24 protein-coding genes are annotated in these 24,674 nt (G+C 74.1%); 12 read left to right on the forward strand and 12 right to left on the reverse strand.

Translation table 11 applies throughout. From position 1 onward, the window contains the following. Positions 1 to 889: HtaA domain-containing protein (locus IF73_RS0127015; RefSeq protein WP_031012592.1), on the forward strand; the 889-nt coding region annotated here is incomplete at its 5' end. A gap of 75 nt (positions 890 to 964) precedes the next feature. Continuing rightward, positions 965 to 1,642 (forward strand): PhzF family phenazine biosynthesis protein, encoded by a 678-nt coding sequence (locus tag IF73_RS0127020; RefSeq protein WP_031012593.1) that lies wholly within the window; start codon positions 965 to 967, stop codon positions 1,640 to 1,642. Here the strand turns inward: IF73_RS0127020 and IF73_RS0127025 are convergent. Together IF73_RS0127025 and map are read right to left on the reverse strand one after the other, a co-directional pair. Then, positions 1,632 to 2,282 carry a heme oxygenase (biliverdin-producing) gene (locus tag IF73_RS0127025; RefSeq protein WP_031012594.1) on the reverse strand — a complete coding sequence of 217 codons (651 nt, stop codon included), beginning with the start codon at positions 2,280 to 2,282 and terminating at the stop codon, positions 1,632 to 1,634. The genes IF73_RS0127020 and IF73_RS0127025 overlap by 11 nt on opposite strands. A 131-nt stretch (positions 2,283 to 2,413) precedes the next feature. Beyond that, positions 2,414 to 3,271, reverse strand: coding sequence for a type I methionyl aminopeptidase (gene map / locus IF73_RS0127030; protein ID WP_031012597.1), 858 nt, complete (start codon positions 3,269 to 3,271; stop codon positions 2,414 to 2,416). A gap of 61 nt (positions 3,272 to 3,332) precedes the next feature. On the opposite strand from map, the gene IF73_RS0127035 reads away from it, so the two are divergent. Continuing rightward, positions 3,333 to 3,563 carry a hypothetical protein gene (locus IF73_RS0127035; RefSeq protein WP_031012599.1) on the forward strand — a complete coding sequence of 77 codons (231 nt, stop codon included), beginning with the start codon at positions 3,333 to 3,335 and terminating at the stop codon, positions 3,561 to 3,563. A 30-nt stretch (positions 3,564 to 3,593) separates the two neighbouring features. On the opposite strand, the gene IF73_RS0127040 is transcribed toward IF73_RS0127035, so the two are convergent. Together IF73_RS0127040 and IF73_RS0127045 are read right to left on the reverse strand one after the other, a co-directional pair. Beyond that, entirely contained in the window at positions 3,594 to 4,898 is a 1,305-nt protein-coding gene (locus IF73_RS0127040; protein WP_420706587.1) for an MFS transporter, read from the reverse strand. A 69-nt stretch (positions 4,899 to 4,967) separates the two neighbouring features. Next, positions 4,968 to 5,573 (reverse strand): hypothetical protein, encoded by a 606-nt coding sequence (locus IF73_RS0127045; RefSeq protein ID WP_031012603.1) that lies wholly within the window; start codon positions 5,571 to 5,573, stop codon positions 4,968 to 4,970. Positions 5,574 to 5,665: 92 nt separating this feature from the next. On the opposite strand from IF73_RS0127045, the gene npdG reads away from it, so the two are divergent. Further along, complete coding sequence (gene npdG / locus IF73_RS0127050; protein ID WP_031012604.1) at positions 5,666 to 6,391, forward strand: NADPH-dependent F420 reductase; 726 nt, start codon at positions 5,666 to 5,668, stop codon at positions 6,389 to 6,391. A gap of 60 nt (positions 6,392 to 6,451) precedes the next feature. Next, a complete protein-coding gene (locus IF73_RS0127055) occupies positions 6,452 to 6,691 on the forward strand; it encodes a hypothetical protein (RefSeq protein ID WP_199806723.1) in 240 nt (79 codons plus the stop codon). Here IF73_RS0127055 and IF73_RS0127060 read toward each other — a convergent pair. Next, the gene (locus tag IF73_RS0127060) at positions 6,688 to 7,482 is read right to left on the reverse strand and encodes a site-2 protease family protein (protein WP_031012609.1); all 795 of its coding nucleotides are present in this window, start codon (positions 7,480 to 7,482) and stop codon (positions 6,688 to 6,690) included. The two genes, IF73_RS0127055 and IF73_RS0127060, sit on opposite strands and share 4 nt — an antisense overlap. A gap of 107 nt (positions 7,483 to 7,589) precedes the next feature. Here IF73_RS0127060 and IF73_RS0127065 point away from each other — a divergent pair, with 107 nt between their 5' ends. Further along, positions 7,590 to 10,916, forward strand: coding sequence for a BTAD domain-containing putative transcriptional regulator (locus tag IF73_RS0127065; protein WP_031012610.1), 3,327 nt, complete (start codon positions 7,590 to 7,592; stop codon positions 10,914 to 10,916). Between the two features lie 23 nt (positions 10,917 to 10,939). Here IF73_RS0127065 and IF73_RS0127070 read toward each other — a convergent pair whose 3' ends face one another. From IF73_RS0127070 to panB, 3 genes are all read right to left on the reverse strand, one after another. Further along, complete coding sequence (locus tag IF73_RS0127070; RefSeq protein WP_031012612.1) at positions 10,940 to 11,806, reverse strand: ABC transporter permease; 867 nt, start codon at positions 11,804 to 11,806, stop codon at positions 10,940 to 10,942. Then, entirely contained in the window at positions 11,803 to 12,813 is a 1,011-nt protein-coding gene (locus tag IF73_RS0127075; protein ID WP_031012615.1) for an ATP-binding cassette domain-containing protein, read from the reverse strand. Before IF73_RS0127075 ends, IF73_RS0127070 begins: the two co-directional genes overlap by 4 nt. A gap of 100 nt (positions 12,814 to 12,913) precedes the next feature. Continuing rightward, entirely contained in the window at positions 12,914 to 13,777 is an 864-nt protein-coding gene (panB, locus tag IF73_RS0127080) for a 3-methyl-2-oxobutanoate hydroxymethyltransferase (protein ID WP_031012617.1), read from the reverse strand. Positions 13,778 to 14,005: 228 nt separating this feature from the next. On the opposite strand from panB, the gene IF73_RS0127085 reads away from it, so the two are divergent. The 4 genes from IF73_RS0127085 to IF73_RS0127100 all read left to right on the forward strand — a co-directional run bounded on the left by IF73_RS0127085 (position 14,006) and on the right by IF73_RS0127100 (position 19,036). Further along, the gene (locus IF73_RS0127085; protein ID WP_037880598.1) at positions 14,006 to 15,625 is read left to right on the forward strand and encodes an MFS transporter; all 1,620 of its coding nucleotides are present in this window, start codon (positions 14,006 to 14,008) and stop codon (positions 15,623 to 15,625) included. Between the two features lie 95 nt (positions 15,626 to 15,720). Further along, positions 15,721 to 16,452, forward strand: coding sequence for a TetR/AcrR family transcriptional regulator C-terminal ligand-binding domain-containing protein (locus IF73_RS0127090; RefSeq protein WP_078868280.1), 732 nt, complete (start codon positions 15,721 to 15,723; stop codon positions 16,450 to 16,452). Between the two features lie 187 nt (positions 16,453 to 16,639). Next, complete coding sequence (locus IF73_RS0127095; protein ID WP_031012622.1) at positions 16,640 to 17,668, forward strand: endonuclease/exonuclease/phosphatase family protein; 1,029 nt, start codon at positions 16,640 to 16,642, stop codon at positions 17,666 to 17,668. A 120-nt stretch (positions 17,669 to 17,788) separates the two neighbouring features. Then, on the forward strand, positions 17,789 to 19,036 hold the full coding sequence (locus IF73_RS0127100; RefSeq protein ID WP_031012623.1) for an MFS transporter: 1,248 nt from the start codon (positions 17,789 to 17,791) through the stop codon (positions 19,034 to 19,036). On the opposite strand, the gene IF73_RS0127105 is transcribed toward IF73_RS0127100, so the two are convergent. Then, positions 19,002 to 20,777, reverse strand: a complete 1,776-nt coding sequence (locus tag IF73_RS0127105; protein ID WP_031012625.1) for an NAD+ synthase — start codon at positions 20,775 to 20,777, stop codon at positions 19,002 to 19,004. The genes IF73_RS0127100 and IF73_RS0127105 overlap by 35 nt on opposite strands. Before the next feature lie 447 nt (positions 20,778 to 21,224). On the opposite strand from IF73_RS0127105, the gene IF73_RS0127115 reads away from it, so the two are divergent. Together IF73_RS0127115 and IF73_RS0127120 are read left to right on the forward strand one after the other, a co-directional pair. Further along, positions 21,225 to 22,004 (forward strand): DUF998 domain-containing protein, encoded by a 780-nt coding sequence (locus IF73_RS0127115; RefSeq protein ID WP_051717356.1) that lies wholly within the window; start codon positions 21,225 to 21,227, stop codon positions 22,002 to 22,004. A 2-nt stretch (positions 22,005 to 22,006) separates the two neighbouring features. Then, positions 22,007 to 22,810 (forward strand): alpha/beta fold hydrolase, encoded by an 804-nt coding sequence (locus IF73_RS0127120; RefSeq protein ID WP_031012630.1) that lies wholly within the window; start codon positions 22,007 to 22,009, stop codon positions 22,808 to 22,810. On the opposite strand, the gene IF73_RS0127125 is transcribed toward IF73_RS0127120, so the two are convergent. The 3 genes from IF73_RS0127125 to IF73_RS0127135 all read right to left on the reverse strand — a co-directional run bounded on the left by IF73_RS0127125 (position 22,795) and on the right by IF73_RS0127135 (position 24,642). Beyond that, complete coding sequence (locus IF73_RS0127125; protein WP_031012632.1) at positions 22,795 to 23,214, reverse strand: CBS domain-containing protein; 420 nt, start codon at positions 23,212 to 23,214, stop codon at positions 22,795 to 22,797. The genes IF73_RS0127120 and IF73_RS0127125 overlap by 16 nt on opposite strands. Before the next feature lie 118 nt (positions 23,215 to 23,332). Next, on the reverse strand, positions 23,333 to 23,968 hold the full coding sequence (locus IF73_RS0127130; protein ID WP_031012634.1) for a DUF305 domain-containing protein: 636 nt from the start codon (positions 23,966 to 23,968) through the stop codon (positions 23,333 to 23,335). Beyond that, a complete protein-coding gene (locus IF73_RS0127135) occupies positions 23,965 to 24,642 on the reverse strand; it encodes a DUF3105 domain-containing protein (RefSeq protein WP_031012636.1) in 678 nt (225 codons plus the stop codon). Before IF73_RS0127135 ends, IF73_RS0127130 begins: the two co-directional genes overlap by 4 nt. Positions 24,643 to 24,674: the final 32 nt, after the last annotated feature.

Raw genomic sequence — 24,674 nt, forward strand, 5'->3', positions numbered from 1 at the left:
CCCCACCACCACCGCTCCCACCACCACCGCTCCCACCACCCCGGCCCCGACCACCACCGCCCCCAGCCCGACCGGGACCGCGAGCCCGACCGCCGAGGACCCGGCCGGTGTCGTCGCCGGGCGGCTCACCTGGGGCGTCCTGGAGCGCTGGCGGGTGTACGTCGAGGAGCGCTGCGGCGGCGCCGTCACCCCGGCCGCCGGCGCGACGGCGTCCGGCTCCGCGTACGCCTTCCAGGTCGACGAGGCCGCACTCGACGCGGACGCCCGCACCCTCACCGCCTCCTTCACCGGCCGCGTCGACTTCGTCTGCGCCGCGCACGGCATCGACTGGCGGATCGGCGGCGTGAAGCTCGCCGCCGACGGCACCACGGGCACCCTCACCGCCGACGTCACCACCGCCTCCGGCACCAGGAAGGGCGTGCGCTTCGCCGCGCTCGACCTGACGGAGGCCGACTGGACCCCGAAGGACGAGGTCGTCACCCTCGCCGCGCTGCCCGCGAAGCTGACCGCCGACGGCGCCGCCCTCTTCGCCGCCCCCGGCGGTGCCTCGTACTACGACGCGGGCCTCGCCCTCGACCCCGTGACCGTCTCCCTCGCCCTCGACGAGGACGCCGCCCTCCCGTCCGCGACCGCCGGGCCGACCGCCGCCACCGGTACGGCCGGTACGACCGGCACGACCGGCACGACCGGTTCCGCGGGGACGGGCACCACGGGCGCGGGTACCGTCGGCGGTGCCGGCACGGTCGGCGGCGGCTCCGGCACCCTCGCCGCCACCGGCTCCTCGGCCCCCACCGGCCTCCTGGCCGGCGCCGCCGCGCTGATCGTCGCCGCCGGCGGTGCCGTCGTCGTCGCCACCCGCCGCCGCACGGGCACCGGCACCGGGAGCTGACCGCACGCACAGGGCCGCACCCCCGGAAACGGAGGTGCGGCCCTGTCGGCTGCCCCTGGATGGTTCAATTCCGCCATGAACACGACTGGCGAGACCGGCACCGAGATCGACGTCCTGCGGGTCTTCTGCGCGGGCGACGGCCGCCACGGCAACGCCCTCGGAGTCGTACGGGACGGGCGCACCCACCCCGACGAGTCCTCCCGGCAGGCGCTCGCGAAGGAACTCGGCTTCAGCGAGACCGTGTTCGTCGACGACCCCGAGCGCGGCGTCGTCGACATCTACACCCCCGGACTGCGGCTCCCCTTCGCCGGGCACCCGCTCGTCGGCACCGCCTGGCTGCTCGACCTGGAGGTGATCTGCCCGCCCGCCGGCGAGGTGTGGGTGCGCGGCGACGGCGAGTTCACCTGGATCGAGGCCCGCGCCGAGTGGGCGCCGCCGCGCACCCTGCGCCAGTACGCCTCCGCCGCCGAGGTCGACGCCCTCGACGTGCCGCCGCCGGGGGAGTGGATCTACGCCTGGGCGTGGGAGGAGGAGGCCGCCGGGCGGATCCGGGCGCGCGCCTTCCCCGGCCGGGGCGACGGCGTCGACGAGGACGAGGCCACCGGCGCGGCGGCCCTGCTGCTCACCGCGGAACTCGGACGGGCCCTGAACATCACGCAGGGCCGGGGGTCGCAGCTGCTCACCGCCCCCGGCCCTGACGGCATCGTGGAGTTGGGCGGACGGGTCCGCCTGGAAGGAACGCTCACGCGCTGAGCGGGAACTCGCCGCCCAGCTCGCGGAAGACGGCCGTGTTGAAGGCGAAGGCCCGCTTGCACTCGTCGACGATCCGCTGCTTCTCCAGGTCGTCCGCGTTCACCGCGTCGAGGAGCTCGCGGTAGGCCCGCTTGAACGCCGCCGGGTTGCCGATCGCGTCGAAGACGTAGAACCGGACGCCGTCGCCCTTGCGGTCGAAGCCCCAGGTCCGCTCCGCCTTGTCGCGGATGATCTGGCCGCCCGACAGGTCGCCCAGGTAGCGCGTGTAGTGGTGGGCGACGTACCCGGCGGGCCACTCGCGGGCGCACTCGGCGACCCGCGCCGCGTACGCCTCCGTCGCCGGCAGCGCCGTGGCGCCCGCGCGCCACTCCGGGCCGCGCAGATGGGTGAGGTCCGCCTCCAGGGCGGCCGTGCGGAACAGCTCGGGCTGTATGAACGGCCCGGCGACCGGGTCCTCGCGCAGCGCCTCGGCGCCCTCCTCCAGCGCGCGGTACACGAACCACAGCTGTTCGGTGTAGCGGGCGTAGGCGTCCACCCCGAGCCGTCCGCCGAGGAGGTCGCCCATGAAGGACGAGGTCTCCGCCTCCGTGTGCTGCTCGTGCGAGGCCGTGCGGATGAGGGTGGAGAAGGGCGTGTCCAAGGCGTGCCTCCGGGACCGATGGGGCGGGAACCAGTGACGATGGTGCCAACTTAGGCTTACCTAAGTCAACTGGTTCCCGACGACCTGTCGGTAAGAGGTGTACCCCCGTGGACGGCCGGGGGAACGTGAGGTCAGGGAAGCGTCAGGATGTCCGCCCCCGTCTCGGTGACCACCAGGGTGTGCTCGAACTGGGCCGTCCGCTTGCGGTCCTTCGTCACCACGGTCCAGCCGTCGTCCCACATGTCGTACTCGTGGGTGCCGAGGGTCAGCATCGGCTCGATCGTGAACGTCATGCCGGGCTGGATGACGGTGGTGTGGTGGGGCGAGTCGTAGTGCGGGACGATCAGGCCGGAGTGGAAGGACGAGTTGATGCCGTGCCCGGTGAAGTCGCGGACGACGCCGTAGCCGAAGCGCTTGGCGTACGACTCGATGACCCGGCCGATGATGTTGATCTGCCGGCCCGGCTTCACCGCCTTGATGGCGCGGTTCAGCGACTCCCGGGTGCGCTCCACGAGCAGCCGCGACTCCTCGTCGACGTCGCCGCAGAGGTAGGTGGCGTTGTTGTCGCCGTGGACACCGCCGATGTACGCCGTGACGTCCAGGTTCACGATGTCGCCGTCGCGCAGGACGGTCGAGTCCGGGATGCCGTGGCAGATGACCTCGTTGATCGAGGCGCACAGCGACTTCGGGAAGCCGCGGTAGCCCAGCGTGGACGGATAGGCGCCGTGGTCGCACATGAACTCGTGCGCGACCCGGTCGAGCTCGTCGGTGGTGACGCCCGGGGCGATGTGCTTGGCGGCCTCCTCCATCGCCTGAGCGGCGATGCGGCCGGCGATCCGCATCCGTTCGATCGTGTCGGAATCCTGCACCTCGGGCCCCGTGTACGGGGTGGGGGCGGGCTTCCCGACGTACTCGGGGCGGCGGATCGAGCCCGGGACGGAGCGGGTGGGGGAGAGCTCCCCCGGAACGAGAAGCGACTGGCCAGACATGCCAGCGAGTCTAACGACCGCGTCTGGGGCAGCATGGTCCCGAAGGAAGGAGCCGACGACCATGGCCCTGTTCAAGAAGCGCCCGACCGCCAAGCCGGGCGAGTGGTACTACTGCCTGGAACACAAGAAGGTCGAGGAAGGGCCCGAATGCCCCGCGAAGAACCGATTCGGCCCCTACGCCACCCGTGAGGAGGCGTCCCACGCCATGGAGACCGCGCGCGAGCGCAACCTGGAGTGGGAGACCGACCCCCGCTGGCACGACGCGCCCCGCCCGGACGAGAGCCGGGACTGACGGCGCGGGCGGGGCCGGGACCGGGGGGAGTCACCCGGTCCCGGCCGCCGCCGTCGCCTCCTGCTGGGCCTTGCGGCGCAGGGCGTCCTCGTCCGTGGCCGCGTCGTACCGCAGCAGTCTCGGCAGCGCCAGGCAGAGCAGGCCCACCGAGGCCACACAGGCGACGCCGCCCGCCCAGACGGCGGTACGGGTACCGGTCCAGCCGGCCATCACGCCGGCCCGCACCTGGCCGAGCTGCGGGCCCACGCTGTACGAGAGCACCTCGATGCCCGCCAGCCGGCCGCGCAGCTCCTCCGGGATCGTCTGGTTCCAGATCGTCGACCGCCCGAGCCCGCTCAGCATGTCGCCGGCGCCCGCGAACGCCAGGCACAGCAGCACCAGCCACACGTTCCCGAACCAGCCCGCGCCCGCGATCGCCAGCCCCCAGCCCGCCGCGCCGCCGGCCACCAGCAGCCCGTGCCGCCGCACCCTCGACGTCCAGCCGCTGGTCAGACCGAGCACGAGGGACCCGACGGACCCGGCCGCGTACATCAGCCCCAGGGACCAGGGGGCGTCCAGCTCGTCCGCGAGGAACGGGAAGACCGCGTTCGGGAAGGCGAAGACCATCGCCGCCAGGTCGATCGCGTACGTGCCCAGCAGCACCGGCCGCGACCAGGCGTACCGCGCGCCCTCCGCGATCGACCGCAGCGACGGCTTCTCCGCGTCGTGCGCGGGCGGCGCGGGGGAGAGGCGCCGGCACATCAGCACCGACACCGCGAACCCGGCCAGCGTCACCGCGTACGCCGTCGCGTGCCCCGCGTACGCCACCACCAGACCCGCCACCGCCGGCCCCGCGATCGCCCCCAGCTGCCAGCGCAGCGAGTTCAGCGCGGCCGCCGCGGTCTGCTGCTCGTGCGGCACGATCCGGGCCAGCAGCGAGTCGAGCGCCGGCCGCTGGAGCCCCGCGAGCGCGGACACGTCCGCGGCGACCACGTACAGCGGCCAGAGCAGCGGCTCACCGAGCAGCGAGTTCAGCAGCAACAGCAGGGCGAGCCCCCCGAGCCCGGCCTCCGTCCCGACGATCACCCGCCGCCGGTCCACCGCGTCCGCCAGCGCCCCGCCGTACAGCCCGAAGACCACCAGCGGCACCAGCTCCACCGCGCCCATCGCGCCCACGGCGAGCGGCGAGTCCGTCAGCTCCTTGATCTGCAGCGGCAGCGCCACCATCGCCATGGCACTGGCGAAGTAGGTCACGAGCCCCTGCCCCCAGAGCAGCCGGAAGTCCCGGGACGACCGCCAGGGCGAGGTGTCGGGAAGCACGGCCGCGAGCCGCGCACGCAAGGAGGAGGAAGCCACGAGCGCCCATGCTCCGCACGCCGCCACCCGGGAGCAACCGAATTCCCGGCGCGCCCGGCGCGTGGCGGGCTACCAGCGGGGCGGTGGCGGGGACGTCAGGTGGTCGGCCAGGAGGGCGAGGCGGTCCCGGAGCCGGCGGCCCCGCGGCGCCGGCAGCCGGTTCTCGCCCGCCGCCGCGCTGACCAGGTGCTGCACCGTGTCGAAGTCCACCGCCCCGGCCACCCCCTCCGCGACCGTCAGCGTCTCGTGCGCGAGCCCCCGCACCTCCGCGTCCCCGCCGTCCAGGGAGAGGACCGTCGCGCCCGCCCGCCGCGCGTCGTGCACCCGCTGCAGCAGCCCCGCCTCCGGCCGCTCCGGCGCGACGACCAGCAGCGTCGCGCCCCGGCCCGCCGCCTCCAGCCGGCCCAGGCCCACCGCCAGGTGCGCCGGGTCGCCTGGCCGCGCCCGGTGCCGCACCAGCGTCGGCACCAGCTCCGGCAGCCCCGACCAGGCCGCCTCGTCCACCAGGTGCGCCGCCAGGTGCCAGGGCTCGTACGCCTCCGTGCCGACGAGCAGCAGCCCGCCCCGCTGCGGCACCACCGACGCCCGCAGCGCCCCGGCGAACCGGCGGGCGGCCGCCGGCCACTCCGTCCCGGCGAGCACTTCCCGCAGCAACGCGACCCGTACGGCATCCATGGCGCCGCATCCTGCCCCAGCGGACGCCCGCGCGCGGCCGGTTGTCCCCGATCCACCCGAACGGGGCCCGAACCGGTGGGTAGGGTCGCCCCATGACTTCCTCGACCCCTCCCGCACCTCCCGGTCCTCCCGCCGCGCCCCGTCCCGCCAAGGACCCCTGGGACCTCCCCGACGTCTCCGGACTCGTCGTCGGCGTCCTCGGCGGCACCGGCGACCAGGGCCGCGGCCTCGCCTACCGCCTCGCCGCCGCCGGCCAGCAGGTGATCATCGGCTCCCGCGCCGCCGACCGCGCCGAGGCCGTCGCCGCGGAGATCGGCCACGGCGTCCAGGGCGCCGACAACGCCGACTGCGCCCGCCGCAGCGACGTCGTCATCGTCGCCGTGCCCTGGGAGGGCCACGCCAAGACCCTGGAGTCGCTCCGCGAGGAGCTCGCCGGCAAGCTCGTCGTCGACTGCGTCAACCCGCTCGGCTTCGACAAGAAGGGCGCCTACGCCCTCAAGCCCGAGGAGGGCTCCGCCGCCGAGCAGGCCGCCGCGCTGCTCCCCGACTCCCGGGTCGCCGCCGCCTTCCACCACCTCTCCGCCGTCCTCCTCAAGGACACCTCGATCGCCGAGATCGACACCGACGTGATGGTCCTCGGCGAGGAGCGCGCCGACGTCGAGATCGTCCAGGCGCTGGCCGGCCGCATCCCGGGCATGCGCGGCGTCTTCGCCGGCCGGCTCCGCAACGCCCACCAGGTCGAGTCGCTGGTCGCCAACCTGATCTCGGTGAACCGCCGCTACAAGGCCCACGCCGGCCTGCGCGTCACCGACGTCTGAGCCGACGTCCGAGCCGACGTCCGAGCCGGCGGCCGAGCCGGAGAACGGGCGCTTCGGGGCATGGGGGACACTGGTCGGGCAGCAACAGCCGTACCCGCCCGACAGGAGCCGACCCCCATGCCCCGTCTCGCCCTCTACGCCCTCGCGGTCTGCGCCCTGGCCGTCGCCGCGGCCGTGATCTCCTTCGTCAACGGCAGCTTCGTCGGCATCGTCTGGATCCTCCTCGCCGGCCTCTCCTCCAACATGGCCTGGTACTACGTCCGCCGCGCCAAGGCGGAGAAGGCGGCAGAGGCCGCCTAGACCGGGCAGGCCGCCGGGGTGCCCTCCCAGAAGCGGAAGAGCGCCGAGCCGCAGGCACGGTCGAGGCCGCCGACGCCCAGCGCCCGCATCAGGGCGTCGACCGTGTCGAAGAAGGCGGCGTTGACGGCCGGCACGAAGAGCAGGGCGATCACGACGAAGAAGCCGTACGGCGCGTACGGTGCGATCTGCCGCTTCACCCGGTACGACAGCCAGGGCTCCACGATCCCGTAGCCGTCCAGGCCCGGCACCGGCAGCAGGTTCAGCAGCGCCGCCGTCACCTGGAGGAACGCCAGGAAGGCCAGCGCGTACCGGAACGCGGCCGGCACCCCGTCGAGCGCGCCCAGCCAGAACGGGGCCGTGCACACCACCGCGAACAGCACGTTCGCCAGCGGCCCCGCCGCCGACACCAGGCTGTGCTTCCACCGGCCCCGGATCCGGCCCTGCTCGATGAAGACGGCCCCGCCCGGCAGACCGATCCCGCCCATGATCACGAAGAGCACCGGCAGGACCACGCTCAGGACCGCATGGGTGTACGCGAACGGGTTCAGGGTCAGATAGCCCTTGGCGCCCACCGTGACGTCCCCGCTGTGCAGGGCCGTGCGGGCGTGCGCGTACTCGTGCAGACAGAGCGAGACGATCCACGCCGAGGTGACGAAGAGGAAGACCGCCACCCCGGGCAGCGCGGCGAAGTCCGTCCACACCGCCCAGCCGGTCACGGCCATGACCGCGGACACGGCCAGGAAGACGGGACTGATCCGGCGCTCCTGGCGGCGGACGGCGGCCGAACTCATCACGGGCTCCCCCCGTACGGGACTGGGTGTGGAGCGAGAACGTACCGGTCCCGCCGCCGGTTCCCCCGCCGCCCGGCGCGCGCGGGCCCCTCACGGAGAATGGGCGTGTGCGCTACTGCCTCCTGGGACCGACCCGTGTGCTGACCGCCGACGGCGACGAGCTGCCCGTCGGCGGCCCCCGCGTCCGCGCCCTGCTCACCACGCTCGCCCTGCGGCCCGGCCGGGCGCTGCCCGTCTCCGTGCTCGTCGACGAGGTCTGGTTCGGCGACGAGCCGCCCGCCGACGCCGGCGGCGCGCTCCAGGCCCTGGTCGGGCGGCTGCGGAAGGCGCTCGGCCGGGACCGGATCCACTCCGTGGAGGGCGGCGGCTACCGGCTCGGCGCGGTCCGGGAGGACGTCGACCTGTTCCGGTTCGAGCGGCTGGCGGCCGAGGGGGCGGCGGCGCTGGCCGTCGGGGACGCCGGGCGGGCGGCCGGGCTCCTCGACGAGGCCCTGGGCCTGTGGGCCGGGCCCGCCCTCGCCGACCTGCCCGACCGGCACGCCGAGGCCGCCCGCTGGGAGGCCCTCCGGCTGGACGCCCGCCGCACCCGGCTCGCCGCGGCGCTCGCCCTCGGCCGGGCCGCCGACGCCCTGCCCGAACTCACCGCGCTCTGCGCCGGGCGGCCGCTGGACGAGCCGCTGCAGGCCCTGCGGATCCGGGCGCTGCGGGACACGGGCCGGGCCGCCGAGGCGCTGGCCGCGTACGAGGAGGTCCGCCGCACCCTCGCCGACGAGCTCGGTGCCGACCCCGGCCCCGAGCTGCGCGCCCTCCACGAACGGCTGCTCACCGCCGGCGCGCCGGCCCCCGCCCCCGCCCCCGCCCCCGGGCGCGAGGCGGCTCCCGCCCCCGTCGCCCCTGCTCCCGTCCCCGGCAACCTGCGGGCCCGGCTCACCTCCTTCGTCGGGCGCGAGGAGGAGATCGCCGCCCTGCGCCAGGACCTGGGCACCGCCCGGCTGGTGACCCTGCTCGGGCCCGGCGGCGCCGGCAAGACCCGGCTCTCCCAGGAGGCGGCCGAACGGGCCGCCGACGCCTGGCCCGACGGCGTCTGGGTCGCCGAACTCGCCCCCGTCCGCGACCCGGAGACCGTCCCCGAGGCCGTCCTCGCCGCCCTCGGCGCCCGCGAGACCGTGCTCCGCGGCGCCGGAGCCGAGGAACTGCGCACCGCGGGCGACCCCTTGTCTCGTCTGGTGGAGCACTGTGCGGGGCGGCGGATGCTGTTGCTTCTGGACAACTGTGAGCATGTGGTGGGGGCGGCGGCGCGGTTGGCGGAGTCGGTGCTGGCGCGGTGTCCGGGGGTGCGGGTGCTGGCGACGAGCCGGGAGCCGTTGGGGGTGCCGGGGGAGCGGTTGCGGCCGTTGGGGCCGTTGCCGGAGGGGACGGCGCTGCGGTTGCTGGGGGAGCGGGGTGCGGCGGTGCGGCCGGGGTTCGTGGTGGGGGAGGATCCGGTGGCGGCGCGGGAGGTGGTGCGGCGGCTGGACGGGTTGCCGTTGGCGATCGAGCTGGCGGCGGCGCGGTTGCGGGTGTTGTCGGTGGGGCAGATCGCGGCGCGGCTGGACGACCGGTTCCGGTTGCTGACGTCGGGGGCGCGGACGGTGTTGCCGCGGCAGCAGACGCTGCGGGCGGTGGTGGACTGGTCGTGGGAGTTGCTGGAGGGGCCGGAGCGGGCGGTGCTGCGGCGGCTGGCGGTGTTCACGGGCGGGTGTGATCTGGAGGCGGCGGAGGCGGTGTGCGCGGGTGCGGAGGGGGCGGAGGTCCTCGATGTGCTGGGTGCGCTGGTGGACAAGTCGCTGGTGGTGGCGGCGCCGGGGGAGTCGGGGATGCGGTTCCGGCTGCTCGAGACGGTGGCGGAGTACGCGGGGGAGCGGCTGGAGGAGGCGGGGGAGCGGGCGGCCGTCGAGCGGGCCCACCTCACGTACTACCGCGAACTCGCCCGCACCACCGACCCCGGACTCCGCGGATCGGGGCAGCTCGCCGCCATGGTCCGGTTCGACGCCGAGTACGGCAACATCCGCAGCGCGCTCGCCCGGGCCGTCGCCGCCCGCGACGAGGACGAGGCCCTCGTCCTCGTCCACTCCCTGCTCTGGTACTGGCAGCTGCGCGACCTGCGCTCCGACGCCCTCCAGGGGGTCCGGGCCGTCGCCGACCTGGGGCCCGACCCGTTCACCCCGCCGGCCGCGCCGCTCGTCCCCCTGCACGAGCCGTGCACGGCCGCCCCGCCGCCGCTCTCCGCGGAGCAGCGCTGGGAGGCCCGGCGCGGGGTGCGGCTCCTCGAGCTGATCAACATGGACCACGAGACCGCCCGCTGGATCAGCCCGGAGGGCCAGGAGCGGCTGCGCGAGATCACCGCCGTCTACCGGCCCGGGCTGCCCCAGACCTGCAGGCTGCCCGGCTCCTTCGCCGTCTTCGCCGTCCTCATCATGGGCGAGCCCGACCGGCTGCACGACCTCCTCGACGTCACCGTGGAGGCGTGCCGCCGGTACGGGTACGTCTGGGAGCTGGCCCACATCCTGAACCTGCGGGCCAACATGCGGGCCAACCGCGGCCAGTGGGCCGACCTCGCGATCGCGGACGCCGACGAGAGCCTGGCCCTCTTCGAACGGCTCGGGGACGCCTGGGGCGCCGCCGAGGCGCTCTCCGCCCGCGGCGAGGCCCACGAGCGGCAGCTCGCCTACGACGAGGCCGCCCGGGACTTCCTCGCCGCCATCGGCTACGCGGAGAAGATCGGGGCCCCGTCCCAGCAGGAGCTGCTGCGGGCCCGGTACGCCGACACCCTCATCGAGGCGGGCCGGACCGAGGAGGGCGAGGCGATCCTGCGGAAGATCCTGGACGACCACGCCACGGGCCACGAACCGCAGCTCGGCGCGCGCCTCTTCCTCGCGCTCGCGCTGGGCAGGACCGGCAGGACCGTCGAGGCCCGGGAGCTTCTGACGGGCCTCATGGAGGAGTTCAGCAGCGAGACCCTCGCCGTCTTCGAGGGGTTCACGCTCGGCAGCCTGGCGTGGATCGACGTCCTGGAGGAGCGGTACGCCGACGCCCTCGCGCGGGTCGCCCGGGCGTACGAGCGGTCGCTGGGCCCGCTGTCGATGATGGTGGTGCCGCAGATGCCCGGGGTGCACCTGGTCGTCGGGGCGTGGGCGCTGGCCGGGCTCGGCGGCGAGGCGGCCCGGACGGCGGCGCTGCTCCTCGGCGCGCGGGACGCCCTGGTGCCCGAAGGACACCGGGAGCCGGGTCTCGAGCGGGAGAACCTGGCGCGGGCGACGGAGCTGGCCCGCGCGGCGCTCGGCGCGGACGCCTTCGCGGCCGCGCACGCCGAGGGCGGCGGCCTCTCCGCTGAGGAGGCCGCCGCCCTGCTCGGTCGCGCCGCCGACGCGATCAGTGAGCGCGCCGAGTCCTGACCCCCCGTCACGGGGGCGCCGGATCAGGTCTTCTTGCGGAACTTGGCGACGGCGAGCGGTGCCGTGACGACGGTGATGAGCAGCGACCAGCCCAGCGTCATCCACACGGAGTCGGCGACCGGCCCGCCGTTGATCAGGTTCCGGGCGGCGTCGGCGAGGTTGGAGAGCGGGTTGTAGTCCGTGAAGGTCTCCAGCCAGCCGGGCATCGTCGTCGTCGGCGCGAAGATCGAGGAGCCGAACTGGAGCGGCATCAGGACGAGCATCGCCATGCCCTGGACGGCCTGCGCGGTCTTCACGGTGAGGCCGAGCAGGATGAAGATCCACATCAGCGAGGCGCCGAAGACCATCGACAGGCCGATGGCGGCGAACAGGTGGAGCACCGAGGTGTGGATCGTCAGGCCGAGCAGGAAGCTCATGCCGAGCAGGATCGCGGTGGCGATCAGCATCCGGCCGATCTCGACGACGATCTTGGCGATGAGGACCGAGGAGCGGGCGATCGGCATCGTCCGGAACCGGTCCATCACCCCCTTCTTGAAGTCGTCGTTGATGCCGACGCCGACGGCCATGGCGATGTTCATGCCCATCATCGCCATCAGGCCGGGCGCCACGTAGTTCACGTAGGCGTCGTTGTTGCCCTTGCCGGCGATGGCGCCGCCGAAGACGTACACGAAGAGCAGGATGAAGATGATCGGCATGAGCACGGCGTCGAACATCGACTCCGGGTCCTGCTTGATCTGGAGCGCGTTGCGCCGGGCCAGCGCGCCGATGTGGCGCAGGTTGGCGCGCAGGCCGATCCGGCCGTCGGCGTCGGTGCGGGCCGGCCGGGCCGCGCCGGGCGACGGGGTGCCGGAGGTGCCGGCGGACGTCTTGGTGACCGTGGTCGTGCTCATGCGGCGACCTCCTCGCTGATCGTGTCGGACGGGTCGGACCCGGTGGTCTTCTGGCCGGTGATGGCCAGGAACACCTCGTCCAGGCTGGGCAGATGGGTGCCGATGTGGGCGATGCCGAAGCCGCGCGCGCCGAGCAGCGAGACGACGGCGGTCAGCTGCTGGTCGGTGAGGATCGGCACGTACAGCGCGCCCTCGTCGGGCACCACGGTCGCGCCGGCGACGCCGTCGAGACCGGTCTCGCGGAGCGCGGCCGCCATCGCGGGCAGCTGGTCCGGGTCGACCGGGCGGACCTTGAGCGTCCGGCCGCCGACCCTCGCCTTGAGCTCGTCGACCTCGCCCCGGGCGATGACCTTGCCCCGGTCGACGACGGTCAGCTCGCTCGCGAGCTGCTCCGCCTCCTCCATGTACTGGGTGGTGAGGAGGACGGTGACGCCTTCGGAGACCATCCGCTTCACCTCGTCCCACACCTCGTTGCGGGTGCGGGGGTCGAGGCCGGTGGTCGGCTCGTCCAGGTAGAGCACGGCCGGCTGCCCGATCATCGAGGCGGCGAGGTCGAGGCGCCGCCGCATGCCGCCGGAGTAGTTCATCGCCGGGCGCTTGGCGGCCTCGGTGAGGGAGAAGCGCTCCAGCATCTCGTCGGCGCGGCGGCGGGCGTCCGTGCGGGACAGGTCGAGCAGCCGGCCGATCATGTACAGGTTCTCGAAGCCGGAGAGCTTCTCGTCGACCGAGGCGTACTGGCCGGTGAGGCCGATGGTGCGGCGCAGCTGGCGGGGCTGGCGCACCACGTCGTAGCCGGCGACGGTGGCGGTCCCGGCGTCCGGGACGAGGAGGGTGGACAGGCAGCGGACGAGGGTGGTCTTCCCGGCGCCGTTCGGGCCGAGGACGCCGAGCACGGTCCCCTCCCGCACGTCGAGGTCGACCCCGTCGAGGGCCCTGGTCTCGCCGAAGTGCTTCACGAGGCCCCGGACCTCGACGGCGTTGGTCTGTGATCGCGTCATGTCCCCCATGGAACAGGGCGTCACTGACAGCGCGCCGACAAACGGCCGACAGCCCGCCGACGGGCTGTCGGCGGGCTGTCGGTGGTGCGGGGGCCTTGCGGCGGGACGCCTAGTGGAAGGTGTGCTCCTCGGCGGGGAAGGCCCCGCCGGCCACGTCCTCGGCGAAGGCGCGGGCGGCGTCGCCGAGCGTCTCGCGGAGGTTGGCGTACTGCTTGCTGAAGCGCGGCACCTTGCCGCCGGTCAGCCCGGCCATGTCGGTCCAGACGAGGACCTGGGCGTCGGTGTCGGGGCCGGCGCCGATGCCGATGACCGGGATGTGCAGCGAGCGGGTGACCTCGGCGGCCAGCTCGGCCGGGACCAGCTCCAGGACGAGCGCGAAGGCGCCCGCGTCCTGGGCGGCCTTGGCGTCGCGCAGCAGCCGGTGCGCGCCCTCGTCGGAGCGGCCCTGCACCCGGTAGCCCATGGCGTTCACGGACTGCGGGGTGAGGCCGAGGTGGGACATGACGGGGATGCCCGCCTGGACCAGCAGCTCGGTCTGCGGCAGCGAGCGCTCGCCGCCCTCCAGCTTGACCGCCTGCACGCCGGCCTCCTTGACGAGGCGGGTCGCGCTGCGCAGGGCCTGGACGGGCCCTTCCTGGTACGAGCCGAAGGGGAGGTCGCCGACGACGAGGGCGCGCTTCGTGCCCCGGACGACGGCGGCGGACAGCAGGGTCATCTCGTCCATCGTGACGGGCACGGTGGTGTCGTAGCCGAGGTGGCAGTTGCCCATGGAGTCGCCGACGAGGATCACCGGGATGCCGGCCTCGTCGAAGACGGAGGCGGTCATGGCGTCGTAGGCGGTGAGCATGGGCCACTTCTCGCCGCGGACCTTGGTGGCGGCGATGTCGTGGACGGTGAGACGGCGCGAGCCCTTGCCCCCGTACAGCGTCTTCGTGCTGTCGGCGGGCTGTTTCGAGGCAGCCTGAAGCGTCATGGTGAACGGCTCCTTGTGTCATCTCGAGGCGCCCTGACGGCGTCCCCGGACCACGTCCATGGTGGCACTTCGCCGGGCGGGCGGGGAAGTGGGGCGGCGTGGCGCTCTTCACATGCGAACGTCTGTTCGGGTCGCATGCCTGCGAGGCCGTTCAAGGGGCGGCAAAGTCCCGGTCACGTTTTTCAATACGAGACGGACCCGTTTCGAAATTGCCTTAGAGTGGTGTGCATGCCAGAGCCGTCCGCCCCCTCCGCCCCCGCCCCGGCGCAGCCGCGCGTCCCCGAGGCCGTCCACCGCCGCCGCTGGGCCGTCCTCGGCGTGCTGATGCTGAGCCTGCTGATCGTCGTCCTCGACAACTCGATCCTGAACGTGGCGGTCAAGACGATCGCGTCCCCGGCCCCCACCGGGCTCGGCGCCACCCAGAGCGAGCTGGAGTGGGCCATCAACTCCTACACGCTCGTCTTCGCCGGCCTCCTCTTCGCCTCCGGCCTCCTCGGCGACCGGCTCGGCCGCAAGCGGTCCCTCCTCTTCGGCCTCACCGTCTTCGGGCTCGGCTCCGCCCTGGCCGCCTTCTCCGGCTCCCCGGGCGAGCTGGTCGCCTACCGGGCCGTGATGGGCCTCGGCGCCGCCTTCGTCATGCCCGCCACGCTCGCCGTCCTCATGAACGTCTTCGAGCGCGACGAGCAGCCCAAGGCCATCGGCATCTGGGCCGGCAGCGTCGGCCTCGCCATCGCGGTCGGCCCGATCACCGGCGGCGTGCTCCTGGAGCACTTCTGGTGGGGCTCGATCTTCCTCGTCAACGTGCCGGTGGTGCTCCTCGCCCTCGGCCTGATGGCCTGGCTCGTCCCCGAGTCGAAGGACCCCGCGCCCGGCCGGATCGACCTGGTCGGCGTGGGCCTCTCCGTCCTCGGCCTCGTCCTCCTCGTGTACGGGATCATCCGCGGCGGCGAGCGGGCCTCCTTCACCGAGGCGGGCGTCCTCGTCCCGGTCCTCGCCGGCCTCGCCGTCCTCACCGCCTTCGTCCTGTACGAGAAGCGCACCGACCACCCGGCCCTGGACGTCTCGTACTTCCGCAAGCCGGTCTTCTCCGCCGCCGTCGCCGCCATCGCCCTGGTCTTCTTCGCCCTGATGGGCGTGACCTTCTTCTCGGCCTTCTACCTCCAGAGCGTCCGCGGCTACAGCGCCCTCGACTCCGGCCTGCTCCTGCTGCCGCTCGCCCTCGCCCAGATGGTCTTCGCGCCCCGGGCCCGGCTCGCCGTCGAACGCTTCGGCGCGCGGGCGGTCTGCGCGACCGGCATGACCGCCGTCGCCCTCGGTCTCGGCGCCTTCGCCCTCTTCGACGCGGACACCCCGGTGTGGGTGATGGCCCTGGTCTTCCTGGTGCAGGGCGCGGGCATGGCGCACATCATGCCGCCGGTCACCGTCGCGATCATGCAGACGCTGCCCCGGGAGAAGGCGGGCTCCGGCTCCGCGATCAACAACACCTTCCGCCAGGTCGGCGGCGCGCTCGGGGTGGCCGTCCTCGGCTCCGTCCTCTCCTCGGTCTACCGCGGCGAGATCGAGGGCCACCTCGGCGCGCTGCCGCCCGCCGTGCGCACCACGGCCGGGGAGTCCCTGGAGGCGACGCTCGCGGTGGCCGAGAAGCTGGGCGCCCGGGACCTCGTCGCCCCCGCCCACCAGGCGTTCCTCGACGCCATGCACGTCACCGCCTACGCCTCCGCGGCGATCGCCGCCGTGGGCGCGGTGGTGGTCGCCGCCTTCCTCCCCGGCCGCACCCGACCCGCGACCGTCCCACCCCGGCCCACCGCCCCGGAACCCCGGGAACCGGCGGAGGCGACCCACGGCTGACCCCGCGGCCGGGCGCCCCGCGGGGCCGGGCGTCCGACCGCCGTCGGGCGAGAATGGGGGAGGCAGCTTTCCCATGACGACGAGAGGCGACACGCGTGTCCCTGGCGGACGGCCGGAATCCCGGCGAGCCGACCGAGCCCGGCGCCCCGGGCGCCGACGAGGCCCCGGAGCGCGAGCCCGGACGCGACGAGGCGGCGGACCGCCCGTCCGTGGCCCCGGGGGCGGCGGACTGCCCCGGCGGGAGTCCCCGGCGGGGGCGGCCGCGGAGCGAGGCGGTGGAGGGGGCGGTCTTCGACGCCGTCATCGGGCTGCTGGAGGGCGGGGTGCCGCTCGGGGACATCTCCATCGAGCGGATCGCCCGTACCGCCGGCGTCGGCAAGGCCACGATCTACCGCCGCTGGGCCGGCAAGGAGGACCTCCTCGTCGAGCTGATCCGCTCCGTCGAGCCCCCGGACCCCGAGCTGCCCGGGATCTCGGTCCGCGACGACCTCGTGACGCTCCTGGAGTTCATGCGGCGGCGCGGCCTCGCCAAGCGGACCTCCGCGCTGCTGCGGAACATGTTCAGTCAGATGCAGAGCCACCCCCGGCTCTGGGACCACTACCACCGCACCGCCATCGAACCCCGCCGCCGCCTCGGCATCGAGGTCCTGGAGCGCGGCGTCGCCACCGGCGAGGTGCGGGCCGACCTCGACCTGGAGCTGGTCAACGACCTCTTCGTCGGCCCGCTGCTGCTCCGTACCGTCCTGCGGCCCGACGCCGACCTCTCGCCGGACTTCCCGGCCCGCGTGGCCGACACCATCCTCGACGGGGTCCGGCCGAGAAACTGACCACACCGGGATCCGCACGAATGTGCGCGTTCTGTCACAGCCCACCCGTACCGGCCCGCAAGCGGAACCCCGTCACACGCCCGGGTCGTCCTTGGGGGAGTGCGCGGGGCCCGGCATCGCCTAGGGTCGGGACCGGGTCTCGGAGCACGGACGGCACGACGGCACGGCAAGGCGAGCGAGGGCAGCGATGGCGCGGGTGGACATGACGGGGACGGAGCACGGCGGAGCGGGAGGCGGGCGTTCCGGATCCTCCGACCGGTTCCGCGCCGCGCTCGGCCGCCTCCGCCGCGACCCCGGCATCTGGCGGCGCGGCATCCTGCTGGCCGTCTTCGCCGTCGCCCTCACCCTGCTGATGGCCCTGCACGCGCAGATCCCCAACCGGGTCGGCAACCTCGGCAGCCTCACCGAGACCTTCCTGCCCTGGCTCGGCCTCTTCGTCCCGGTCCTGCTCCTCCTCGCGCTGCTGCGCCGCTCCGCCACCGCGCTGATCGCCCTGCTGCTCCCGGCGGTCGTCTGGCTCAACCTCTTCGGCGGGCTGGTGGCCGACAAGTCGTCGGCCGGCGGCGACCTCACCGTCGCCACCCACAACGTCAACGCCGACAACCCCGACCCCGAGGGAACCGCCCGTCAGCTCGCCGACTCCGGCGCCGACGTGCTCGCCCTGGAGGAGCTGAAGGCCGACATGGTGCCGGTCTACGAGCGGGAGCTCGCGGACCGGTACCCGTACCACTCCGTCCAGGGCACCGTCGGCCTGTGGAGCCGGCTCCCGCTGCGCGACCCGCGCCCGGTCGACATCCACATGGGCTGGACCCGCGCCATGCAGGCCACCGTCGTCGCCCCCCAGGGCGAACTGCGGGTGTACGTCGCCCACCTGCCCTCCGTGCGGGTCAACCTCGACGCCGGATTCACCGCCAACCAGCGCGACCTCAGCGCCGACGCCCTCGGCGAGGCCATCGCGAGCGACCGGGCCCAGCGGATCGTCCTCCTCGGCGACCTCAACGGCACCATGAACGACCGCGCCCTCAACGCCGTCACCGCGCAGCTGCGCTCCACCCAGGGCGCGGCCGGCGACGGCTTCGGCTTCTCCTGGCCGGCCTCCTTCCCGATGGCCCGGATCGACCAGATCCTGGTCCGCGGCGTCGAGCCGGTCTCGTCGTGGGCGCTGCCGGAGACGAAGAGCGATCACCTGCCGCTCGCCGCCCGCATCACGCTCTGACCTGCGAAAGACAGGCGAAACCTTCTCTTCATCCCCCCGAAGCCGGGAAGACCCCCGACGCGTGCGAGAATTTGTTTCGTAAGAAAACAATCCCCTCGGATCCGGAAGGGTCTCCCACCCATGCCCGTGGCCCTGCTCGCCCTGGCCATCTCCGCTTTCGGCATCGGCACGACCGAGTTCGTCATGATGGGCCTGCTGCCCAACGTCGCCGGCGACCTCGGCACAACCGTGCCCACCGCGGGCCACCTCGTCTCCGCCTACGCCCTCGGCGTCGTCGTCGGCGCCCCGCTGCTCACCGCCCTCGGCTCCCGCGTCCCCCGCAAGCGGATGCTGCTCCTGCTGATGGCCCTGTTCACCGTCGGCAACCTCGCCTCCGCCCTCGCACCCGGCTACGGATGGCTGCTCGCCGGCCGGGTCCTCGCCGGCCTCCCGCACGGCGCCTTCTTCGGCGTCGGCGCGGTCGTCGCCGCCCGGCTCGTCCGCCCCGACCGGCAGGCCCGCGCCGTCGCCACCATGTTCCTCGGCCTCACCGTCGCCAACATCCTCGGCGTACCGGCCGCCACCCTCCTCGGCCAGCACCTCGGCTGGCGGGCCACCTTCCTGGTCGTCGCCGTCATCGGCCTGGCCTCGCTCGCCGCCCTCGCCCGGCTGGTCCCCGAGCTCCCCGTCGACGAACGCCAGGGCCTCGGCCGCGAGCTGCGCGCGCTGGGCCGCCCGCAGGTGCTGCTCGGCCTGCTCACCGCCGTCTTCGGCTTCGCCGGCGTCTTCGCCGTCTACTCCTACCTGGCCTCCATGACCACCGAGGTGATGGGCTTCGGCGAGTCCACCGTCACGATCGTCCTCGCCCTCTTCGGGATCGGCATGACGGCCGGCGCGCTCGCCGCCGGACCGCTCACCGACCGCGCCCCGCGCCCCACCCTCTACGGCTCGCTCGCCGCGCTCGCCGTCACCCTGGTCGCCTTCCGCTTCACCGTCCACGTGCCCTGGCTCGCCCTGGTCACCGTGGTGGTGCTCGGCGCGGTCGGCTTCATGACCACCACCCCGCTCCAGATGCTCGTCATGGAGAAGGCGAAGGACGCCCCCACCCTCGCCTCCGCCTCCAACCACTCGGCCTTCAACCTCGCCAACGCGGGCGGAGCCTGGGCCGGCGGCGCCGCCATCGCCGCCGGCTGGGGCTGGACCTCCCCGGCCCTGGTCGGCGCGGGCCTCGCCGCCGCGGGCCTGGCGATCGCCGCCGTCGCCGGCCTCCTCGACCGCCGGGAGGACCGCACGGGGAACGCGAAGGGGGCCTCGCACGTCGTCGCGCGAAGCCCCCTCGCCGGAGAGGCCCCGGTCAGGACTCCGGTGTCTCCCGCCAGCGGTTCGTGATCGGCAGCCGCCGGTCCTTGCCGAAGCCCTTCGCCGAGATCTTGGTGCCCGGCGGGTACTGGCGCCGCTTGTACTCCGCCGCGTCCACCATCCGGAGCGTCCGGGCCACCAGCTCCGCGTCGAAGCCGGCCGCCACGATCGCGTCCCGGCCCTCGTCCCCGTCCACGTACAGGGCGAGGATCCGGTCGAGCACGTCGTAGTCCGGCAGCGAGTCGGTGTCCACCTGGCCCGGGCGCAGCTCGGCGCTGGGTGGCTTCACGATCGAGTTCTCCGGGATCGGCGGGGTCTGCCCGCGCTCCTCGGCGGCCCGGTTGCGCCAGCGGGCCAGCCGGAAGACGTCCGACTTGTAGACGTCCTTGATCGGACCGTAGGCGCCGACGGAGTCGCCGTAGAGGGTCGAGTAGCCCACCGCCAGCTCGGACTTGTTGCCGGGGGCGAGGACCAGGTGGCCCTCCTGGTTGGAGATCGCCATCAGGGTGGTGCCGCGCAGCCGCGACTGGAGGTTCTCCTCGGCGAGCCCGGTGAGCTGGAGGGAGGCCATGTACGCGTCGAACATCGGCGCGATCGGGACCGTGCGGAAGTGCAGGCCGGTCCTGCGGGCCAGCTCGGCGGCGTCGCCCTTCGAGTGCTCGGAGGAGTACTTCGACGGCATCGACACCCCGTGCACCCGGTCCGCGCCGAGCGCGTCGCAGGCGATCGCGGCGACCAGGGCCGAGTCGATGCCGCCGGAGAGGCCGATCACCACCGAGCCGAAACCGTTCTTCGCGACATAGGCGCGCAGCCCGATGACGAGCGCCGAGTAGACCTCCTCGTCGTCGTCGAGCCGCTGCGCGTAACCGCCCGTCAGCTCCGCCTCGTACTCCGGGACGACCTCCCCGGCCTCCCCGGCGAGCACCGCCCGGTCGATCCGCAGCCCGTCGTCCACCACCGTGCCCGGCGCCGGGGCGTCCGGGTCGGCGGCCGGCAGGTCCAGGTCGAGGATGACGCTGCCCTCGGTGAACTGCGGGGCCCGCGCGATCACCTCGCCCGCCGCGTCCACCACGATCGAGTCCCCGTCGAAGACCAGCTCGTCCTGCCCGCCGGTCGACGCCAGGTAGGCGGTCGTGCAGCCGGCCTCCTGGGCCCGCTTGCGGACCAGCTCCAGCCGGGTGTCGTCCTTGTTCCGCTCGTACGGCGAGGCGTTCACCGACAGCAGCAGCCCGGCCCGGGCGGAGCGGGCCGCCGGCACCCGGCCGCCCTCCTGCCACAGGTCCTCGCAGATGGCGAGGGCCACGTCGACGCCGCGCACCCGCAGCACCGGCAGGGTGTCGCCCTGCACGAAGTAGCGGAACTCGTCGAAGACGCCGTAGTTCGGCAGGTGGTGCTTGGCGAAGCGGAGCACGGCCCGGCCCCGGTGTAGTACCGCCGCCGCGTTCTCCGGCGAGCCGGCCGGGCGGCCGAGCCGGGGCACCGCCCGCTCGGTGCGGTCGAGGTAGCCGACGACCACCGGCACCTCGCCGAAGCCCTCGTCGGCGAGCCGCTCGGCGAGCGCGGTCAGCGCCGCCCGGGAGGCTTCGACGAAGGACGGCCGCAGGGCCAGGTCCTCGACGGGATAGCCGGTCAGCGCCATCTCGGGGAACGCGACGAGGTGCGCGCCCTGTCCGACGGCGTGCCGGGTCCAGTGGACGATCGCCTCGGAGTTCCCGGCGATGTCCCCGACGGTCGAGTCGATCTGATTCAGCGCGAGGCGTAGTCGATGCACGTCCCCCACTCTAATCGTCAAACCGACGCTATGTCCCGGGAACCGCGCCCGGCCGCGACCGGAGAACCGTTTCACCCCGACATGCGAAGGACGTCCATCGCCATGATCATGGGCCCATGACGACCACTGACGATCCGGCGGACCCGACCCGGCCCGCCACCACCGAGGACGCGGCGGTCCTCCCGGACGACGGCACCAGGCGGCAGGGGGTCCGGGGGCGTCCCCCGGGAAGTCGGCTTCGTCGCCTCCGTCCTCGCCCTCGTCATCGGCTTCGTCCCGCCCGACCGGTTCGACGGCGAACCCCTCTGGCGCCACCTGCTGATCGTCGGCGGCGGCCTGTTCGTCCTCGGCTCCTCATCCCGGTCCTGCTCCTCAGGTACCGCAAGCCCGACTGGGTCCACCCCGACCACCGGGAACCTTCCGGCACTCCCTGACGTCTGACCCCGTATGCCCGGAAAGGTCACGCGCGCGTCCGCCGTCCTGCTGTTCCTGGGGGCGCTCGCGTACACCGCATGGGTCCTCGAAGCCGTCGTACGGACCGGTCTCGACCCGGTCCGTGCGTACGTCTCCGAACTCGCCGCCACCGACCAGCCCTTCGGCGGCCTCTTCCGCGCCGCCGACCTCGCCGCCGGCCTCCTCGTCCTCACCGGCGCCGCCCTCGGCCTCCGCGCCGCCCGCGTCCGCGCGGTGCCCGAACCCGGCGTCCCCCGCTGGGCCCGCACCGACCCCCGACCCGCCGGACGCCGCCCCTGGCTCCTCGTGGGCTGGTCCGCCCTCGCCCTCTTCGGCGCCGCCACCGCCCTCGACTCCCGCCTCCCGCTGAGCTGCGCCGCCACCGCCGACCCCGGCTGCGCCGCCCGCGAGGCCGCCGGCCTCCTCCCCGCCACCCACACGGCCCACGCCGTCAGCTCCGGCCTCGCCATGACCGGCGCCCTCGTCGCCATGACCGCCCTCACCGTCGCCGCCCGCCGGTACGGGCTCTGGCCGCCGCTGGCCCGCACCGGACCCGCCCTGCTCGCCCTCGCACTCGCCGCCACCGTCTGGACCCTCGCCGCCGTCGCCGCCTTCGAGTCCGGCCACGGCGGAGGGGCGCTCGGCGCCGCCCAGCGCCTCCAGGTGCTGCTCGTCGCCGTCTGGACCGGCGTCCTCGCCGTCTCCGTCGCAAGGGAAGCCGCAAGGGAAGCCACCGGGGAAGCCGCAAGGGAAGCCGCCGGGGAAAGGGGCTGAGCATGCCGTTCGTACGGATCGCGGGCCTCGCCCACCACGTGGCCGTCGACGGAGACGGCCCGGTCTGCGTGCTCTCCGCCGGACTCGGCCTCGGCTGGTTCGACTGGGACCCGGTCGTCCCGCTGCTCGCCCCGCACCGCACCGTCGTCCGCTTCGACCGCCCCGGCCACGGCCTCTCCCAGGGCACCACCACCCCGCCCACCCTGGCGGGCGAGGCCGGCCGGATCGCCGCCCTCCTCGACGCCCTGCGGCTGCCCGGGCCCGTCACCGTCGTCGGCCACTCGATCGCCGGCCTCCACGCCGAGGGCTTCGCCCGCCTCCACCCCGACCGCACGGCCGCCCTCGTCCTCGTCGACTCCTCCGTCGAGGAACACCCCCGCCCCGGCCGCCTCGGCTGGACCGTCCCCGCCGGGACCGCCCTCACCGCCCTCGGCCTGCCCGCCGCCCTCGGCCCCACCCTCCGCCGCCTCGCCGCCCACCCCGATCCGGCCCCGCCCGCCGAGGTCCGCCGCGTCTACCGCACCTCACGCGTCTGGCGCGGCGCCCTGCGCGAGAACGCCCGCTACGGCACCGTCGCCGCCGAACTCGACGCCCTCCGCCGCGCCCGCCCGCTGCCCCCCGGCCTCCCCGTCACCGTCCTCGCCGCCCCCGACGGCTCCGCCCGCTGGGAACGGCGCCAGCGCGCACTGGCCCGACGGCTCGGCGCCCGCTACGAGGCGGCCGAGCCGTCGGGCCATCTGGTCATGCGGGACGCCCCGGGCACGCTCGCCCGGGTCGTCCTGGAGACGGGTCAGGAACCGGCGTAGACGCTCGCGCAGAACGCCTTCAGCTGCTCGTCCGACAGCTGCTGGGCCAGATCGGCCTCGCTGATCATGCCGACCAGCCGCTTGTTCTCGATCACCGGAAGCCGCCGGATCTGGTGGCTCTGCATCTCCTCCAGGACCTCGCCCACGTCGGCGCCCGCGTCGATCCACCGCGGCGTGCCCTGCGCGAGCGATCCACAGGTCACCTTCGCCGGGTCGTGGCCCATCGCCACACAGCGGACCACGATGTCACGGTCGGTCACGATGCCGCACAGCCGTTCGTTCTCGTCGGCGACGGGGAGCGCCCCCACGTTCAGGTCGCGCATCAGCTGCGCCGCGCGGTCGAGCGTCTCGTGTTCCGGGATCCACCGGGCTCCCGCGTGCATGATGTCCTTCGCCGTGGTCATGGGGTGCGTACCTTTCGTCGAGCGTCGTTGCGCGTACGTCCCCGAGCGCCTTCATTCTGCGGGCACGCGTCGGCCCCCGCGACCGCAGCGGGTCACGGGGGCCGGGGGCGTGCCGGGCTCAGGCGGTCGCGCCGCGCTTGCGGAGCATGTCCGCCATCAGCGCGATCTCCGACTCCTGGGCGTCGACCATGCCCTGCGCGAGGTCCCGCTCGATGTCCACCGAGCACTTCTGCACACAGCCCTGCGCCATGTGCACCCCGCCCTTGTGGTGGGCGGTCATCAGGCGCAGGTAGAGGACCTCGGCCTCCTTGCCGGACGCCTCGCGCAGCGCGTCCAGCTGGGTCCTGGTCGCCATGCCGGGCATCAGCGCGCCGTCCCGGGAGGCGGCGTCGCCGGTGACCGGCATGCCCATCCAGGTCATCGGCGCCGTGCCGGACTCCACCTTCGGCAGGCCCCACACGTCGAGCCAGCCCAGCATCATCCCGCGCTGGTTGGCCTGGGTGTTGGCGATGTCGTACGCGAGCCGGCGCACCGACTCGTCCTCCGTCCGGTCCCGGACGATGAAGGACATCTCGACGGCCTGCTGGTGATGGACCGCCATGTCGCGGGCGAAGCCGGCGTCCGCCGAGGCGGAGTCCGGGGTCCGGGGCGCCTCCTCGCGCTCGGCCGAGGCGACCGTGACCGCTCCCGCGGCGAACAGCACCGAGAGGGCGACCGCCGTGACCGCCGCGTACCGGGTGCGGCGGGCGGTCACTGGCCCATCCCCGCGCCGCCCACGCCGTCGGCGCCGACGCCGCCGGTGCAGGCCGCGCCCGGCTCGGGCGTCTGCGCGCCCTGCACGTACTTGGTGAAGAAGGCGTCGACGCGCGGGTCGCTCGCGCTGTCCACGGTGACCTGCTTGCCCCAGGCGGAGAGCATGATCGCGCCGGACTGGTCGTCGACCGGGCTCATCAGCGTGTAGGGGGTGTCGGAGACCTTGTCCTTCAGCGCCTTCACGTCGGCCTCGGCGGCCTTCTTGGTGTACGTCACCCAGACGGCGCCGTGCTCCAGCGAGTGGACGGCGTTGACCTCGGGGACGGCCTTGTCGTAGACGTCGCCGTCGCAGTTCAGCCAGACCGGGTGGTGGTCGCCGCCGACCGGCGGCTTCATGTCGTACGTGACGGCCGTCTCGACGTGGTTGCGGCCGAGCTTCTTCGCGTCCCAGGTCTTCTCGCCGGCGATGGGGGCCTTGGCGGCGGCCTCCCTGGCGTCCTCCTCGTCGGCCTTCTTCATCAGCACGAAGGTGCCGAAGCCGACGAGGCTCAGCACGACGACGGCGGAGACGCCGATGGTGAGGAAGCGGTTGCGGCGCTCACGGGCCTGCTCGGCCCGGCGCATCTCCTCTATTCGGGCGCGGCGGTCGGCGTGGGCGGAACGGTTGGCGGCCATGGTGATGTCGTCCTTCTCGGAAAGGGAGAACA

Origin of the sequence: Streptomyces sp. NRRL F-5727 (genome assembly GCF_000719555.1) — a bacterium.
GTDB lineage: Bacteria > Actinomycetota > Actinomycetes > Streptomycetales > Streptomycetaceae > Streptomyces.